Source organism: Rhodococcus sp. OS5 (genome assembly GCF_056837585.1).
Genome location: NZ_CM166368.1, coordinates 4,441,344 through 4,456,895, shown reverse-complemented (window position 1 = coordinate 4,456,895; position 15,552 = coordinate 4,441,344). Strand labels below are relative to the sequence as shown.

The 15,552-nt window shown below is 64.0% G+C and carries 16 protein-coding genes; 9 read left to right on the top strand and 7 right to left on the bottom strand.

Features of this window, described 5'->3' with window-relative positions:
* Positions 1-5: 5 nt before the first annotated feature.
* From ACVZUB_RS20580 to ACVZUB_RS20565, 4 genes are all read right to left on the bottom strand, one after another.
* The gene (locus ACVZUB_RS20580) at positions 6-869 is read right to left on the bottom strand and encodes a lytic transglycosylase domain-containing protein (RefSeq protein WP_003945171.1); all 864 of its coding nucleotides are present in this window, start codon (positions 867-869) and stop codon (positions 6-8) included.
* A gap of 145 nt (positions 870-1,014) precedes the next feature.
* Positions 1,015-2,484, bottom strand: coding sequence for a lytic transglycosylase domain-containing protein (locus ACVZUB_RS20575; protein ID WP_482627709.1), 1,470 nt, complete (start codon positions 2,482-2,484; stop codon positions 1,015-1,017).
* 75 nt (positions 2,485-2,559) lie between these two features.
* Positions 2,560-3,102, bottom strand: a complete 543-nt coding sequence (locus ACVZUB_RS20570) for a DUF1003 domain-containing protein (protein ID WP_003945067.1) — start codon at positions 3,100-3,102, stop codon at positions 2,560-2,562.
* On the bottom strand, positions 3,099-4,385 hold the full coding sequence (locus tag ACVZUB_RS20565; RefSeq protein WP_003945077.1) for a magnesium transporter MgtE N-terminal domain-containing protein: 1,287 nt from the start codon (positions 4,383-4,385) through the stop codon (positions 3,099-3,101). The genes ACVZUB_RS20570 and ACVZUB_RS20565 overlap by 4 nt, the downstream gene beginning before the upstream one ends.
* Before the next feature lie 72 nt (positions 4,386-4,457).
* Between ACVZUB_RS20565 and ACVZUB_RS20560 the strand changes: the two genes are divergently transcribed.
* The 6 genes from ACVZUB_RS20560 (at position 4,458) to ACVZUB_RS20535 (ending at position 10,579) form a co-directional block, all read left to right on the top strand.
* On the top strand, positions 4,458-5,420 hold the full coding sequence (locus ACVZUB_RS20560; RefSeq protein ID WP_020908461.1) for an HpcH/HpaI aldolase/citrate lyase family protein: 963 nt from the start codon (positions 4,458-4,460) through the stop codon (positions 5,418-5,420).
* A gap of 107 nt (positions 5,421-5,527) precedes the next feature.
* On the top strand, positions 5,528-6,022 hold the full coding sequence (locus ACVZUB_RS20555) for a general stress protein (protein ID WP_003945065.1): 495 nt from the start codon (positions 5,528-5,530) through the stop codon (positions 6,020-6,022).
* Between the two features lie 251 nt (positions 6,023-6,273).
* Positions 6,274-7,611 carry an ABC transporter substrate-binding protein gene (locus tag ACVZUB_RS20550; RefSeq protein WP_037131899.1) on the top strand — a complete coding sequence of 446 codons (1,338 nt, stop codon included), beginning with the start codon at positions 6,274-6,276 and terminating at the stop codon, positions 7,609-7,611.
* Positions 7,612-7,691: 80 nt separating this feature from the next.
* On the top strand, positions 7,692-8,573 hold the full coding sequence (locus tag ACVZUB_RS20545) for a carbohydrate ABC transporter permease (protein ID WP_044480569.1): 882 nt from the start codon (positions 7,692-7,694) through the stop codon (positions 8,571-8,573).
* Between the two features lies 1 nt (position 8,574).
* A complete protein-coding gene (locus tag ACVZUB_RS20540) occupies positions 8,575-9,405 on the top strand; it encodes a carbohydrate ABC transporter permease (protein ID WP_003945075.1) in 831 nt (276 codons plus the stop codon).
* Between the two features lie 4 nt (positions 9,406-9,409).
* Positions 9,410-10,579, top strand: coding sequence for an ABC transporter ATP-binding protein (locus ACVZUB_RS20535; RefSeq protein ID WP_058037430.1), 1,170 nt, complete (start codon positions 9,410-9,412; stop codon positions 10,577-10,579).
* A 3-nt stretch (positions 10,580-10,582) separates the two neighbouring features.
* Here ACVZUB_RS20535 and ACVZUB_RS20530 read toward each other — a convergent pair whose 3' ends face one another.
* Positions 10,583-10,819 (bottom strand): hypothetical protein, encoded by a 237-nt coding sequence (locus ACVZUB_RS20530; RefSeq protein WP_207624637.1) that lies wholly within the window; start codon positions 10,817-10,819, stop codon positions 10,583-10,585.
* 126 nt (positions 10,820-10,945) lie between these two features.
* Here ACVZUB_RS20530 and ACVZUB_RS20525 point away from each other — a divergent pair, with 126 nt between their 5' ends.
* Together ACVZUB_RS20525 and ACVZUB_RS20520 are read left to right on the top strand one after the other, a co-directional pair.
* On the top strand, positions 10,946-12,211 hold the full coding sequence (locus ACVZUB_RS20525; RefSeq protein WP_058037450.1) for a sensor histidine kinase: 1,266 nt from the start codon (positions 10,946-10,948) through the stop codon (positions 12,209-12,211).
* A gap of 10 nt (positions 12,212-12,221) precedes the next feature.
* Positions 12,222-13,328 (top strand): winged helix DNA-binding domain-containing protein, encoded by a 1,107-nt coding sequence (locus tag ACVZUB_RS20520; protein WP_054782366.1) that lies wholly within the window; start codon positions 12,222-12,224, stop codon positions 13,326-13,328.
* Here ACVZUB_RS20520 and ACVZUB_RS20515 read toward each other — a convergent pair.
* Positions 13,321-14,184, bottom strand: a complete 864-nt coding sequence (locus ACVZUB_RS20515; protein ID WP_003945080.1) for a hypothetical protein — start codon at positions 14,182-14,184, stop codon at positions 13,321-13,323. The genes ACVZUB_RS20520 and ACVZUB_RS20515 overlap by 8 nt on opposite strands.
* Positions 14,174-14,872, bottom strand: coding sequence for a metallophosphoesterase family protein (locus ACVZUB_RS20510; protein WP_042923373.1), 699 nt, complete (start codon positions 14,870-14,872; stop codon positions 14,174-14,176). Before ACVZUB_RS20510 ends, ACVZUB_RS20515 begins: the two co-directional genes overlap by 11 nt.
* 71 nt (positions 14,873-14,943) lie before the next feature.
* Here ACVZUB_RS20510 and ACVZUB_RS20505 point away from each other — a divergent pair, with 71 nt between their 5' ends.
* On the top strand, positions 14,944-15,528 hold the full coding sequence (locus tag ACVZUB_RS20505; RefSeq protein WP_007736116.1) for a suppressor of fused domain protein: 585 nt from the start codon (positions 14,944-14,946) through the stop codon (positions 15,526-15,528).
* The last annotated feature ends 24 nt before the right edge of the window (positions 15,529-15,552 follow it).

The following is a 15,552-nucleotide window of genomic DNA, read 5'->3' as shown; positions in this document are numbered from 1 at the left end:
GTAGGTCAGTGGATGCGCGGCAGGTCCGATGCGGCGGGCACGATGCCGGTGGAGTACCCGAGCGACCAGGCCAGAACGTTGGCGACGTAGGCGGCCGAGTTGTTGTAGCGGTGGATCGCGGAGGCAACCTGCGTGACGTCCTGCATGTTGAGTCCGCCGTCGCACAGGTACTTGCCGGTGGTCAGTGCGGAGTCGAAAAGGTTCTGCGGGTCGGCGATTCCGTCACCGTTGCCGTCACCGGCGTATTGGTTCCACGTGGACGGGATGAACTGCATCGGGCCGACTGCGCGGTCGTAGACGGTGTCGCCGTCGAGGGCGCCGCCGTCGGTGTCCATGATGACGGCCTGGCCGGGGAGGCTGCCGTTGAGTGGCAGGCCGATCACGGGCTTGTAGAGGTTGCCGTTCGCGTCGGCGTCCTTGCCGTCGTTGGCGTGGCCGGATTCGACGCGGCCGATACCGGCGAGGAGCGTCCAGTGCATGTTGCAGTTGGGCTTCTCGACAGCGAGGATTCGCTCGGCGTTCTGGTAGGCGGCGACGCTCACGCTCGGGATTCCGAGTGCGCCCTCGGCCATCGAGGCGGGGAGCGGGGGAGTTGCCTGCACGGGAGCCAGCGGCGCGGGTTCCGGCGCGGGGGCGGGAGCCGGCTCGGCGATTGCTTCGACGGCGGGCAGAATCTGCGCCTGCGGTTCCTGCGTGGCTTGTGCGGCGGTGTCCACCGTTTCGGCGGAGCTGGTGTTGAAGAACGGGACCTTGGGAGCGGCGCCGGCCGTGTTGGCTGCGGTGACGAGTCCGATAGGGATGAGTCCGGTGAGCGCGATGACCGAATTTCGACGGATGTGCGAATCTGTCTTCTTGCTGTGCCGACCCACTGTTTATGCCTCCTGAACCTCCGCGAGGAGGTTTTCCGTTCAACTGACGGAGTCGAGGCTACCTGATTTGTTGCGTTTCCGTTATTCAACCGTGATCTAGAAGGGCAGTTTGGGGCATATGCACTGTTCTTTCGTGATTTTTCGGTTACAGAGCGGGCATGCCGGGCAGGCCCGGGAAGAACGGCACGAATGCCGGAGCCGGGGCCGGAGCGGGCTCCGGTGCGGGTGCGGGTGCCGGTGCCGGTGCGGGCTCCGGAGAGGGGGCGGCGGGTGGAGAGGATTCCGCGGGAGCCGCGTCGGTGGTGGCGGGTGCCGTGGCGGCCACTGCCATGCCCGGGATCGTGCACGGCAGAAGGATGCCGTCCTGCAAGGCGTCGAGGGCTGCGGGGTCCGGAAGGATCACACACATGTCGTCGGGCCAGCGCCATCCCTCGGCCGTCAGAATCGGCCACACGAGACCCCGTGAGGTGAGGACGGGGAGCGGGATGATCGGACCGGGAGCCGCATTCCGGGCGGAGTTGGGTCCCGGAGCGGGGCTGGTCGGCATGACGCCCGGCGGGATCAGTGCCTGGATCTCGGGTGAGAGTGCAGGCATGTCCGGCAGACCCGGGAAGAGGGGAGTGGTGGTCGGGGTCGGCGTCGTCGACGCTGATTCCTTGTCGCCGGCCGCCGGATCGGTAGCCGCAGCCGCGGCGAGTACGGCCGAAGCGGCGGAGTCTGCCGAGGCGGCGGCGTTGATCGCGGAGCTGCCGGTGTTGATGCCCGAGGTGTACGGCAGCTGACCGGAAGGAATGACACCGTTCTTGTATGCCGTCGACCACATGATCACGTTTGCTGCGTAAGCGGCCGAGTTGTTGTATCGCAGAACAGCTTTGGTCTCCTGGGCGACATCGCGCAGGTTGAGTCCGCCGCTGCAGAGGTACTTCGCTGCCGAGAGCGCCGCATCGAAGACGTTGTTGGGGTCCTTGATTCCGTCCCCGTTGCCGTCGCTGGCATATCCGGCCCAGGTGGCCGGAATGAACTGCATCGGCCCGACGGCGCGGTCGTGAGTGGGGTCGCCGTCGATCGCGCCCTTGTCGGTGTCCCGAATGACTTCGTTGCCTGCCAGCCGTCCGTCGAGGACGGGGCCGAGGATCGGGGTGACTGTCGTACCCACCGAGGTCGTCTTGCCGCCGTTGGCGTGACCGGATTCGATGCGTCCGATGCCGGCCAGAAGATGCCAGGGGATTCCGCATCCCGGTGCCTCGGTCATCATCACCAGCTCCGCGGAGCGGTACGCGTTCAGGACGATCTCGGGGATGCCCAGAGAGGTGAGGACGACGGCCGCAGCGTTAGGCGCTGCCGGGGCGCCGGCGACCGTATCGCTGGGCGGGGCCGATCTTTGCGTTCGGACCGTGCGGGGCGTCGGGAGGAAGTCGACAGAGTCCGGCTGCGCAATCGAGGCGGAGCCCGCCAGTGCGATCGGAACCTGTGACCCTCCGGTCGGTGCGCTTCCGGCAGTGAGGGCCGCTGGACCTGTTACGACGAGCAGTCCCCCCACCAGTGTGGATGCTGCAATCATTCCGCGTACTCGCACGATTCCCCTTTGCTGGCGCTCCCGCTCCGGAGTACCCACCGTGATATCCATATTGCTGTGACTTACGTTACATATCGGTCACGGTGCGTGCAGCAAAACTCAGCGAACGCTCAGCTAGTTGTGACTTTGTTTCGCAGTATTCGAGTCACGGTGCTTCTTCTTCGGGGTCGGTTCGCCGTCGGCAGCAAGGATCGACTTGATCTCCTCGAGCTCCCGTCGCAGGTAGTCGCGGGTGGCAACCTCGCCGACGGCGATACGCAGAGCTGCGAGTTCTCGGGCGAGGAATTCGGTATCCGCCTTGGTTTGCTCGGCGCGTGAGCGGTCCTCCTCGAGCGAGACCCGGTCGCGGTTCTCCTGACGGTTCTGGGCCAGGAGGATCAGCGGCGCCGCGTAGGCGGCCTGGGTGGAGAAGGCCAGGTTGAGCAGGATGAACGGGTACGGGTCCCACTGCAGGGCCACCGCGAACACGTTGATCAGGATCCAGACGATCACGATGATCGTCTGGATTGCGAGATAACGCCCGGTGCCGAGGAAGCGGGCGATGCGTTCACTGACGCGCCCGACAGCTTCGACGTCGAAATCGAGATTGAACCGGCGGCTTCCGCGGGGCGTTTCCAGTCGTTGCCGTGCGGTCGTGCTCGACGCCCGTTCGCTCATCGGAGTAGTTCCTCGTCGTCGGAGTAATCCTCACGCCAGTCTTCCGGCAGGAGGTGATCGAGCACGTCGTCGACCGTCACGGCCCCGATCAGGTGGTTCTCGTCGTCCACGACCGGCCCGCATACCAAGTTGTACGTCGCGAAATATCGGGTGACCGACGCCAACGAGTCGTCCGGGGCCAACCGGGGCATGTCGGTGTCGAGTAGTCCGCCTACCAGGCTGGCGGGAGGCTCGCGGAGAAGCTTCTGCAAGTGGACGCAGCCGAGATACCGCCCGGTCGGAGTCGCCGTCGGCGGACGTACGACGAAGACCATGCTCGACAGCGCCGGGGTCACGTCGTAGTTGCGGGCGCGGGCAAGGGCCTCCGCGACCGTCGTCGAGGCCGTCAGTACCACCGGTTCGGGCGTCATCAGACCACCGGCAGTGTCCGGGGAATGCTCGAGCAGGCGTCGAACAGGTTCGGAATCCTGCGGGTCCATCAACTGAAGCAGTGACTCGGCCTCGGTTTCGGGCAGCTCGCCCAACAGGTCGGCGGCGTCGTCGGGATCCATCGCTTCGAGTAGATCGGCGGCACGTTCGACTTCCAGGTGCATCAGCAGATCGGTCTGGTCGTCCGCCGGCAGTTCCTGCACGACGTCGGCGAGGCGTTCGTCGTCGAGCGCCACGGCCAGTTCGTGGCGGCGCTTCTCCGGCAGTTCGCGCATGGCGTTGGCCACATCGGCGGGTCGCATGCCTTCGTACTGGAGAAGCAGGTGAGCTACGCCCTGGCCGGGGAGTGAGAGGTCGCTCTGGGTGAGGCCGGCGACGTGCTGCCAGTCGACGATGTGAATCGCCGCGCGTCGACCGAGGCGTCCGCGATGGCCGCGAACCGCGACCTTGGAGACCACCCAGTCTCGCGTCCGCGTCGATTCGATTCCGAGATCGACGACTATCGTGTCGACGCCGTGAAGCTCCTCGAGTTCCGGGTCGTCCACGCGCACATGCGAATCGAGTACCTGCGCCAGAGCGAGCACTTCGCCCGGGCGCTGGTTGAAGCGCCGCAGACTGACGTTGCCGGTGGTGAGGGTGACTGCACTCGGTTCGATTGCTGTCACACGCAACATCGGAACGAAAATACGTTTGCGCGTGAACATTTCGATCACCAGACCGAGAACCCGCGGTTGCTGGCGTCCGATACGGACCGTGATGACGACGTCGCGCACACGACCGATCGATTCGCCGTCCGGGCCGAGTACAACCAGGCCGGCAAGCCTGGCTGCAAATACCTTGCCTGCTGCTGCCATGATTGCAAGGCTAATTCGTCCAGCGTCAAAATCTGCAACGGCGCCACCGAAAATCGAGAAGGGCAGTCCGCAATGACTTCACGCAACCGTTCCCGTCGATCGGTATTGGCAGTTCCCGGCAGCAGTCGGAAGATGATCGACAAGGCGAAGGGATTGCCCGCCGACGAGATCTTTCTCGACCTCGAAGATGCGGTGGCGCCGCTGGCGAAGCAGGCGGCCAGGGAGTCGATCGGCGACGCGTTGGCCGAGGACGGGTGGGGCAAACAGGTCAAGGTCGTCCGGGTCAACGACTGGACCACCGAATGGACGTATGCCGACGTCGTGGAGGTGGTGGGCCGCGCCGGAGCGCATCTGGACGCCATTCTGCTGCCCAAGGTTCCCGATGCGAGTCACGTCCAGGCGCTCGATTTGTTGTTGACGCAGGTCGAGAAGGCCAACGGTCTCGAGGTCGGCAAGATCGGGATCGAACCGCAGATCGAGAACGCGATCGGCTTGACCAACATCGACGCGATCGCCACCGCGAGTCCCCGCGTCGAGGCGCTCGTGTTCGGCCCGGCCGACTTCATGGCGAGCTTGAACATGCGAACTCTGGTCGTCGGTGAGCAACCGGACGGCTACGACCGCGGTGACGCGTATCACCACATCCTGATGACCATCTTGATGGCCGCGCGGGCGCACGGCGTCCAGGCCATCGACGGGCCGTACCTGCAGATCCGCGACGTCGAGGCTTTCACTCGGTCGGCTGCGCGAACGGCAGCGCTCGGTTTCGACGGCAAGTGGGTTCTGCACCCCACGCAGATCGAGGCGGCCAACGAGGTGTTCAGTCCGCGCCAATCCGATTACGACCGTGCGGAACTCATCTTGGACGCGTACGCGTTCCACACCTCGGCTGCCGGGGGAGGGCGGGGCGCCGTCATGCTCGGCGACGAGATGATCGACGAGGCGAGTCGCAAGATGGCACTGGTGATTTCGGCCAAGGGCCGCGCCGCGGGGATGACGCGCACCTCGGAATTCACGCCGCCCGAACACGCCTGACGCTCGCATAGCCGAACGAATCAGGTCTGTAAAGGGCACAATAGGGGGTAGATGTACTTGCGTCATCCGCGTGGATGACGTGCCCGAAAAGAGGAGCGCAGCCAGCCATGTCCAATCCGCTCGGTCAATCGTCGAATGGGTCGCGCCGTGGAGCGTTGCCGACACCGCCTTCGGGATGGCCCATCGGGTCGTACCCCACCTACGCCGAGGCGCAGCGCGCAGTCGATTACCTCTCCGATCAGGAATTCCCGGTTCAGGACGTCACTATCGTCGGCGTGAACCTGATGCAGGTCGAGCGAGTTCTCGGTCGGTTGACGTGGGCCAAGGTGATCGGTGGCGGCATCGTCTCCGGTGCTTGGCTCGGTGTCTTCTTCGGCCTGGTGCTCGGAATCGTCACCGGTGGTTTCCTCGCTCCGCTGATCGCGGGCATCGTGGGCGGCATCATCTTCGGTGTCATCTCCACGACGATTCCGTACGCCGCGACGCGTGGGCAGCGGGACTTCGCCTCGACGATGCAGTTGGTCGCCGGACGTTACGACGTACTGTGTGAGCCCAAGACGGCGGAGTCGGCGCGCGACCTGCTCGCCAAGCTCGCCATCTGACATTCTCGCTCGGGCTGCCAACTTGTGTGATCTCGGTTACTTTATGTACACGCGGGCGAGGTAGTACTCGCTTCCCGTGACCGTTTGCCGGACAAGGAAATAGGTTCCTTCTCCGGCAAAAGTGCCGATGTGTGGTGCGTCGGCCAGCCGTAACGACTGCGCCGTCTCGCCGCCCGAGGAGGACGGCTGTGCAGAACAAGAGATCGCGGGCGGGGCAGAACGAGAGATCGCGGGCGGGACAGAAGAAGAAATTGCGGGCGGGGCTGCTCGGCGCGGCAACATTGTTGTTGGCGCCCTTGCTCAGTGCGTGCGGATCGGACAATGACGACGGCGTGGTGCTGTCCTTCTACACCGCTGCCGACGGAGCCGAGCAGTATGCGGAGGCCGCCGCCAATTGTTCGGCGGCGTCGAACGGCGCGTACCGGGTCGAGCAGAAAACTCTGCCCAAGGGTGCCGACGACCAGCGACTTCAGTTGGCCCGGCGTCTGACCGGCAATGACAAGTCACTCGATCTGATGACGCTCGACGTGGTGTGGACTGCCGAATTCGCCGAAGCGGGATGGGCATTGCCGCTTCCTGACGACGTGGCGGCCGAGGTCAGCAACGGGACGCTCGAGGGTCCGCTGGAGTCGGCGAAGTGGCAGGACCAGCTCTATGCGGCGCCATTGAACACCAACACCCAATTGCTCTGGTATCGAAAGGATTTGATGCCGGACGGGCAACCACCCCAGACCTGGGATCAGATGATCGACATCTCCGAAGGCCTGGCCGCGGAGGGGCGCCCCAGCTGGATCGGTGTGCAGGGCAAGCAGTACGAAGGATTGATGGTCTGGTTCAACACCCTTCTCGCCAGTGCCGGCGGATCGGTGGTGGGGCCGGACGGAACAACCGTGACGGTGGCCGACGGTGATGCTGCCCAGCAGGCGCTGACCGTCATGAAGCGCGTCGCTACCGCCAAGGGTGCGGATCCCTCGATCTCGCAGGGGGATGAAGCGTCGTCGCGACTGGGTATGGAGAGCGGCAAATCTGCCTTCCAGGTCAACTGGCCGTTCGTGCTGCCCGGCATCATGGAGAACGCCGAGAAGGGCGATCTGCCGTACATCGACGACAAGGGCAACGTCACCAGTGAGAACACCGGAAACACGGTGCTCACGGTGAACGGAGAACGGAATTTCCTTGCCGCTCCGTATCCCTCGGTGATCGAGGGTAAGCCGGCCGAGGTCACGATCGGCGGCTTCAACGTGGCGGTGGCCAAGACCAGCCAGCATCCGGACCTCGCTTTCGAGGCGCTCACCTGTCTGCGTAACGAGGAGAATCAGCGCAACAACGCGGTAGCCGGTGGCGTTCCGCCGACTCTCGAGAGCCTGTACGACGACCCGGCGTTTCAGGAGGCGTACCCGGCGTGGCGTGAGGTTCGCGACAGCCTGGACACCGCTTCGGTTCGTCCGGTTTCTCCTGCCTATCAGAGTATTTCGACGCTCATCACTGCCACGCTGAACCCTGTGGGAAACATCGATCCGGAATCGACCGTGAACGATCTTGCCGAGCAGGTACGCAAGGCAGTCAATTCCGAGGGGCTGATTCCGTGACGATCGACAGCGAAAATTCGGGAGCTGCACCAACAGTCGCGACGGCATCGCCGGAGCCGAAGCACTCCGCGAAGTCGAAGATGTCGGACGGAAAGGCGGCCGAGCGTCGCCTCGGTCTCTGGCTGGTGGCCCCGGCCGCGATTCTCATGATCGCGGTGACCGCATATCCGGTGGTCTACGCCGTTTGGCTGAGTTTGCAGCGCTACGACCTGCGCTTCCCGGATCAACGAAAGTTCGTGTGGTTCGACAACTACGTGTCGGTGCTGACCGACGGTTACTGGTGGCAAGCGTTCGCGGTGACGACGTCGATCACGGTTGTCTCGGTCGTCATCGAGTTCGTTCTCGGACTGACCATCGCACTGGTGATGCACCGAACGATCGTGGGTAAGGGGCTCGTCCGCACCGTTGTGCTCATCCCGTACGGCATCGTCACCGTCGCGGCGGCATACAGCTGGTACTACGCGTGGACGCCGGGGACCGGCTACCTCGCCAATCTCCTGCCCGACGGCAGTGCGCCGCTCACCGACCAGATCCCGTCGCTCGCGATCATCGTCCTTGCCGAGGTCTGGAAGACGACGCCGTTCATGGCGCTGCTCCTGCTCGCCGGCTTGGCGCTCGTGCCCGATGACCTTCTCAAGGCGGCTCAGGTGGACGGCGCCGGCGCGTGGACCCGGTTGGTACGCATCATCCTTCCGCTGATGAAGCCCGCCATCCTCGTCGCTCTGCTGTTCCGCACACTCGACGCATTCCGCATCTTCGACAACATCTACGTGCTCACGAAGGGAGCGAACGACACCGGGTCGGTGTCGATTCTGGGTTACGACAATCTGTTCAAGGCATTCAACTTGGGCATCGGATCCGCGATCAGCGTGTTGATCTTCGTGTGTGTGGCCGTGATCGCGTTCATCTTCATCAAACTTTTCGGTGCTTCGGCTCCCGGATCCGATACGGAAGGACGCTGACATGACCGTGACTCCCAGACTCAAGATCAGCTGGTCCGTCGTCAACCTTCTGGTCTTGCTGTACGCGCTGGTTCCCGTCCTGTGGATTGCGAGCCTGTCATTCAAACCGGCCGGAACGATCAAGGACGGCAAGTTCATTCCGGAGAAGTGGACCCTGGACAACTACCGAGGAATCTTCGACACCAGCGCCTTCACCAGTGCTCTGATCAACTCCATCGGCATCGGACTCATCTCGACGGTCATCGCCGTGGTGATCGGAACCATGGCTGCTTACGCGATTGCGCGCCTGGATTTTCCGGGCAAGAAGCTGCTGGTGGCTGTTGCCCTGCTGATCGCGATGTTCCCGCAGATTTCATTGGTGAGCCCGCTGTTCGACATCGAACGACGGCTCGGACTCTTCGACACCTGGGCCGGACTCATCCTGCCGTACATCACCTTTGCGTTGCCGTTGGCGATCTACACGCTCTCGGCATTCTTCAAAGAGATTCCTTGGGAGCTCGAGAAGGCGGCGCAGATGGACGGCGCGACGCCGGGGCAGGCGTTCCGGAAGGTGGTAGCTCCGCTCGCCGCGCCCGGCATCGTCACGGCGGGCATTCTGGTGTTCATCTTCTGCTGGAACGATCTGTTGTTCGCGATTTCGCTGACGTCGACCGAACGCTCCATCACCGCCCCTGCGGCCATCGCAAACTTCACCGGCGCTTCACAATTCGAGGAGCCCACCGGGTCGATCGCCGCGGCCGCCATGGTCATCACCATTCCGATCATCATCTTTGTTCTGTTCTTCCAACGTCGTATCGTGGCCGGGCTTACTTCCGGCGCAGTGAAGGGATAAGCCTGTGGCCGAGATCGTGCTGGACAAGGTGACCAAGCTGTACCCGGACGGAGCCAAGGCGGTCAGTGATGTCGACATCACCATCGCCGACGGAGAATTCATCATTCTCGTGGGCCCGTCCGGTTGTGGAAAATCCACGACTCTCAACATGATTGCCGGGCTGGAAGACATTTCGACCGGTGAGTTGCGGATCGCGGGTGAACGCGTCAACGAACGCGCCCCCAAGGACCGCGACATCGCGATGGTCTTCCAGTCGTATGCGCTGTATCCGCACATGACGGTGCGTCAGAACATCGCTTTCCCACTGACATTGGCGAAGATGTCCAAGGACGAGATCAACGCCAAGGTCGACGACGCTGCGCGGGTCCTCGACCTCACCCAGCATCTCGATCGCAAACCGGCGAACCTGTCGGGCGGTCAGCGTCAGCGTGTCGCGATGGGACGCGCAATCGTGCGCAGCCCGAAGGCGTTTCTCATGGACGAGCCGCTTTCCAACCTGGACGCCAAACTGCGCGTGCAGATGAGGACGGAGATCGCCCGTCTGCAGCAGCGACTCGGTACGACAACGATTTACGTGACCCACGACCAGACCGAGGCGATGACGCTCGGCGATCGGGTAGTCGTGCTGCGCGGCGGAATCGTGCAACAGATCGGTGCGCCGCAGGAACTCTACGATCGACCGAACAATCTGTTCGTGGCGGGGTTCATCGGGTCCCCGTCCATGAACTTCTTCCCCGGACAGTTGACGGCCGACGGTGTGAGCACGCCGATCGGCGATGCTCGCCTGCCCGCGGCGGCGCAGTCGAAGATCTCGGGCAGCGGCTCGGGCAAGGACGTCGTGGTCGGTATCAGGCCGGAACATTTCGAGGACGTGGCGCTGGTCGATGCAGCGCAGAAGCCGCACGGTGGGACGTTCACCGTCGACGTCGACGTGCTGGAATCGATGGGTTCGGACAAGTACGCGTATTTCCTCGCTGGTGGCCCCGCCGTCAACTCTCGTGAACTCGAGGAACTCGCCGCCGATTCGGGAACGGCCGTCGCTGGTGGCGGTCAACTGGTTGCCAGGCTCTCGTCCGAGTCCACGGTGGCCCAGGGCAGGTCTGTCGATCTGTGGTTCGATCCCGCCAAGATCGCGGTGTTCGACGGCGGTACGGGAGCCAATCTGCTGCTGTGACCTTTACCCGGGCAAGGTGACCGAATACGTCGCGCCCCAGGGGAGCGGTACCTGTTCGGGGCCGGGCGCTGCGTCGGCCGGTTCGGGTAGGGGGACCAGGCGGCCGAATTGTTCGTGATGGGTGGAGGCCGGGGTGGCTTGCGCTGTCCCGGCCACCACGGCGATCGGCGCCGCTGCCAGGGCGCCGGCGACGGCAAATCGAGTGGCGATGCGGCGCTTGCTTGCTCGGGTCGAGATCATGAGCACTCCTGCGTGGTTTCGAGGTTCGGTGAATGCTGTGTCATTCACGGTATTGCGGGTTGATTGTGAAATCTCGTGTGCGAAGCTCATTCACAGGGAACTGGAATGGGCGGCACAGGAGGACAGATGAACGAATCCTCGGTACGAACCGAGCACCTGCCCGGTGGCCCGGACCTCGAGCGGATCATGCGCGAACACGCCTACCGCGGTGCGTACCTCCAACTGACGGTGCGCGGCGCTCTGGTGCTGTTCATCGCCCTGACACTGATTTTCGTCCCGCCGATGAACGACGCGGGATGGTGTTTCGCGATTCTGGGCGCCTATGCACTCTGGTCGGCAGCCGTGGCGCTGTGGATCCGCAAGGGCGGCACCGGCCCGGTGACGATGATCTGGCTCGGCTTGTTCGTCGACCTTGCCGTGCTCGCAACTCTGACATTGCTGACCGGTCTCGCGGCCGAGCAGAGTTGGACCGCCGACATCTTGAGTAACGGGCTCTTCGTCATTCCGGTTCTGGCGTGTACGCAACTGCGGACGGACGTGTGTGTCGGCGTCGTTGCCTGCACGATCGGGGTGTTCTTCGTTTCCAGCTGGGCAACGATGACTTCGAACTCCGAGCCGTGGCCGTCGATCCTGCTGAGCACCATGGCCTTGGCCGGAGTGGGCGCAGGCGCAATCGGACTGACTCGGATTCAAAGATCACGCGTGCTGACCATCGGGCACCTCGTCGGGCATCGCACCAGCCTTCTGGCCGAACTCATGGGGCTCGAGCAGCGTGAGCGCACAGAACTGTCCGAGCAATTGCACGACGGGGCGCTCCAGTACGTTCTCGCCGCGCGGATGGATCTCGACGAATTGGCAGACAGTGCGGAGCCTGTCGCGTTGGCGCGAGCCGGAAAAGCGCTCGGTGAAGCGACCACGCTGTTGAGATCGTCCGTCTCGGAACTGCATCCCACAGTTCTCGTCCACGTGGGCCTTGCCCGCGCGATCGGGGACCTCGCGCGATCGGCGCAGGGACGCGGCGGAGTAGTGGTCGACGTCGACACTTCGGGCTGGAACGACGATCTACGCACGTCTGCCGACGAGGTCTTGTTCGGCGCCACCCGAGAGCTTCTGGGCAACGTCGTCAAACATGCCGGCGCGCAGAACGTCCGGATCGAGCTTGCACGACTGGACCACCGTGCGGTGCTCGTGGTCTCGGACGACGGTCGGGGGATCAGCGCCGATCGGATTGCCGAACGACGGGCTGCCGGGCACATCGGACTGCTCTCGCACGAACTGCGAGTGGTTGCCGCGGGTGGCTCGTTCTCGGTCGGACCGGGTGAAGAGTCCGGAACCCTCGCGCGAGTCGAGATACCGTTCCAGATCGTCACCGCCACTGACCACGATCGTTGAGGAGTTGTCGATGGCTGCACTGATCACCGATCGCGAGCTCAACCTGGCGACTCTGGCGCGGCAGTTCCTGCTGCGGAGGGCCGAGGTCAGTGCGTTGGATGCGATCGAGCACCTGGCAGGTCTGCAGGCCCAGGCGCCGAACCCGCCCTACCTGGCGCTGTGGGCGCGGCTGAAGAACTTTGCGGCAGAAGACCTCTCCACCCTTGTCGAGAAGCGCCAGGTGGTGCGGCTTGTTGCCATGCGGGGCACGGTCTTTGCTCTTTCGGCCGCGGATGCGGGCCCATTCCGGGCCACGGTTCAGACGATCATGGAACGCGATCTCCACACCAACAGCACACAGCGTGCGGCGCTCACCGGGTTGGATCTCGACGCTCTGGCGCGGGCGGGACGGGACCTCGTAGCGGACGGGCCGCTCACCCAAATGCAGATGAGACCGATACTGGCAGAGCGCTTTCCCGGCCACGCGGCCGAGGGGCTGGCGCACGGCGTTCGAGGACTTCTGCCGATGGTGCAGGTCCCACCGCGAGGCCTGTGGGGACGATCCGGAGTACCGGCACTGACGACCTTGGAGAATTGGCTTGGCACGGAAGTGAGTTCATCGCCGGATCCGGATGCGATGGTGCTTCGTTATCTGGCGGCCTTCGGGCCCGCGAGCGTGAAGGACGCTCAGGCGTGGTCGGGTCTGACCAGACTCGCCGAAGTATTCGAGCGGCTACGACCCGGCTTGGTCACCTTTGTCAACGAGAATGGGGCCGAGGTGTTCGACCTGCCGGACGCGCCACGACCGACCTCCGGAACACCCCCGGTTCGCATACTTGCACCGTTCGACAACATCTTGCTCTCGCACGCCGACCGATCTCGAATCATGGACGAGCAGTACCGAACTCGCGTCTTCACCGTGAACGGCATCATCAAGCCCGCCATCCTGGTGCGCGGGAAGGTGGTGGGATATGCGACGGTGACGCCGGCAAAGGAGACGGTCGAGTTGGGTGCGACTCTGTTTGCGCAGCAACCGAAGACCGCCCTCGCGTCCATCGAGAAAGAAGCGCGTTCGTTGCTGAAGTTCATGCACCCGAAGATCCCGAACCGCGAGGTTCGCTTCACTGCATCTACGTAGCGGGCTTGTGCTTTCGCGGTGCTCGATCGCGTAGTTCGGCCACGATCTCGTCGTTCCACATGTGCCGCCGCACCAGTCGGTACCGCTCCCGGGCGATCCACAAGTAGGCCTCGGCGTCGGTGTGCTCGGGCAACATGTCGGCACCCCGCAGCATTCGCACGACGGGCAGAAACTCCTCGCCGAACCAGCGGCGGGCGACGGTGTCTCGGCCGAGGAACTCACCCTTCTCCTGCATGAGCCGAAAACCCCACGCCTCCACACACTCACTGAGTTCGGCGTACTCCCACGGGTCGGTGACCTGGACGGCTTCGCGTTGTGAACCCTGCAGCGGAACGCGGGTGAGGAAGAGTCGACGATGATCCTTGATGAGCAGATCGGCGCGCTGAGTGATGCCTTCCGGCGAGATACGCGTGATGATCTCGGTGACGTACGCGTCGATTGTCTTCTGGTGCATCGCACACGCAATGGACACTCGGTGGTGCCCGTCGATCACGAAATGCATGGAGCCGACGCGATACAACTGAACAGGTGGTACCGATTCGCCGCGTCGTTGCGCCACCGCAAGTCGCTCCCAACGAGCGCGCGAGTGAGTGGACGTCGGACGGAAGTACCTGTCGAAATCACCTGTGCGGTCGACACTTCCGACTATTGATTCGATGGTGACGACCTGCAGCCCCAGAGACTTCTCGCCGACCTTGCCCAGAGCTGCGACAACCTCGTCGAACGGCAGGATCGCGTTGACGTCGTCCGGTTCGCGTCGTAGCCAACTGACCAGACGTGCCACGTCGGCGCGTCGACGCTGACGAGCGAAGTCGTTTTCCGCGTCGGCTGTGGGAAATCCGGTGTCACGAGCCATGTCGGCGCCTCACGATCGTCGGCGGAGTACCTGGGGAAATCTCCATCAGCGTGAAGCCGACGGTATTGAGCACGATAGTCCGGCCTACCGCCAGATCGAGAGGGGTTCGCCCGTGCGGGTGGATGTGTCCGTGGACCATCACCGTCGGATCGAGGTTGTGAATCAAAGGCGTGAAGCATTCGAACCCTCGATGTGGCCGATCCTCGGCGTCGCCGACACCGCGGGCGGGGCTGTGGGTGAGCAGCACATCCACGCCCGCCCGGCCGCCGGGAAGTCGCGATTGCCAGGCGTTTCGCCAAGCGAGCGAGCGAGCGCGTCGGCTCTGCTGGCGCTCGGACCATTGATTGGGACCCGTGTTGTATCGGATGGAACCACCGAGGCCCGCGATCCGCAGACCGGCGACGGTCACGATGCGTCCGTCGGCGTTGACTGCGCCGGTAGGCCCCGGCCACTGCGCAGGCATCCCGGCCCGCGTCCAACCCGATCTCTTGTTCGAATATCCGGACAGATCGGCGTCGTGGTTTCCGGGAACGAACACGCAAGGCGCATTCAGTTGGTCAGACAGGTACTCCAGATACGCAAACGGCAGATCGCCCGCGCCCAGGATCACGTCGACTCCGAGTGAACGAACTTGACTGCTCCACAGGAATTCGACGGTCTCGTCGCTGACAGCGAGAACGGAGACCATTTCGACGACGCTACCGCCACCGCGAGGTATCTGCGCTGCGAACCTCGCGGGCACGGTGTTTAGATGGACGAGTGTCAGACAGCGTCGTATCTTCCGTCCGGGCCCATCTCGTCAGCAGCATCGAGGGGCCGGACCCCACCGCGGCCTCGGTGACGTTCCTCGGTGTCGAACCGCTGGACGTGCTGCGTTTCGAATCACCCGACGGCCTGGTCCGCTACGTCACACTGGGGTGCTCGCGTCATCCGATGGGCGACCCCAACGAACTGGTCGCAGACCCCACGCGCGGACCCCGCGCCGAGTTGGTACTCACGCTGCGCGGTGGCACCGGTGTGGCGTCAGGTGTGGCCAGGACGCTCGCGGTGCTGGCCGCGGCGCCGTCCGTCGAAGGCGTCGTGCTGCTCGAGGACGCACTGTTGGACCTGGGCGAGCCGCTGTGGAAGGACACTGCGTTCACGGCGGTGCTTCTCGGTGACAGCGGGATCGAAGACCTGACGCTGCCGGAGCCGTTCGACCCGGTGCGCTTCCTTGGTGTGGTCCCCCTGACCGGTACCGAAGCCGCCTGGGTGCGTCTGCGCGGCGCGGAGGCACTGAGGGAAGCATGGACCGAGGCGGGGATCGACATCCGCGATCCGCACCGTTCCGCTGCCTCGCTCTAGCTGCGCTGGCGCTTTGTCCGTCAG

Coding starts and splice junctions, on each gene's coding strand:
- ACVZUB_RS20530 (WP_207624637.1), bottom strand. CDS start 10,819: ATGATCTCGACCCGAGCAAGCAAGCGCCGCATCGCCACTCGATTTGCC.
- ACVZUB_RS20570 (WP_003945067.1), bottom strand. CDS start 3,102: ATGAGCGAACGGGCGTCGAGCACGACCGCACGGCAACGACTGGAAACG.
- ACVZUB_RS20560 (WP_020908461.1), top strand. CDS start 4,458: ATGACTTCACGCAACCGTTCCCGTCGATCGGTATTGGCAGTTCCCGGC.
- ACVZUB_RS20510 (WP_042923373.1), bottom strand. CDS start 14,872: ATGGTCTCCGTTCTCGCTGTCAGCGACGAGACCGTCGAATTCCTGTGG.
- ACVZUB_RS20545 (WP_044480569.1), top strand. CDS start 7,692: ATGTCGGACGGAAAGGCGGCCGAGCGTCGCCTCGGTCTCTGGCTGGTG.
- ACVZUB_RS20540 (WP_003945075.1), top strand. CDS start 8,575: ATGACCGTGACTCCCAGACTCAAGATCAGCTGGTCCGTCGTCAACCTT.
- ACVZUB_RS20520 (WP_054782366.1), top strand. CDS start 12,222: ATGGCTGCACTGATCACCGATCGCGAGCTCAACCTGGCGACTCTGGCG.
- ACVZUB_RS20525 (WP_058037450.1), top strand. CDS start 10,946: ATGAACGAATCCTCGGTACGAACCGAGCACCTGCCCGGTGGCCCGGAC.
- ACVZUB_RS20515 (WP_003945080.1), bottom strand. CDS start 14,184: ATGGCTCGTGACACCGGATTTCCCACAGCCGACGCGGAAAACGACTTC.
- ACVZUB_RS20555 (WP_003945065.1), top strand. CDS start 5,528: ATGTCCAATCCGCTCGGTCAATCGTCGAATGGGTCGCGCCGTGGAGCG.
- ACVZUB_RS20565 (WP_003945077.1), bottom strand. CDS start 4,385: ATGGCAGCAGCAGGCAAGGTATTTGCAGCCAGGCTTGCCGGCCTGGTT.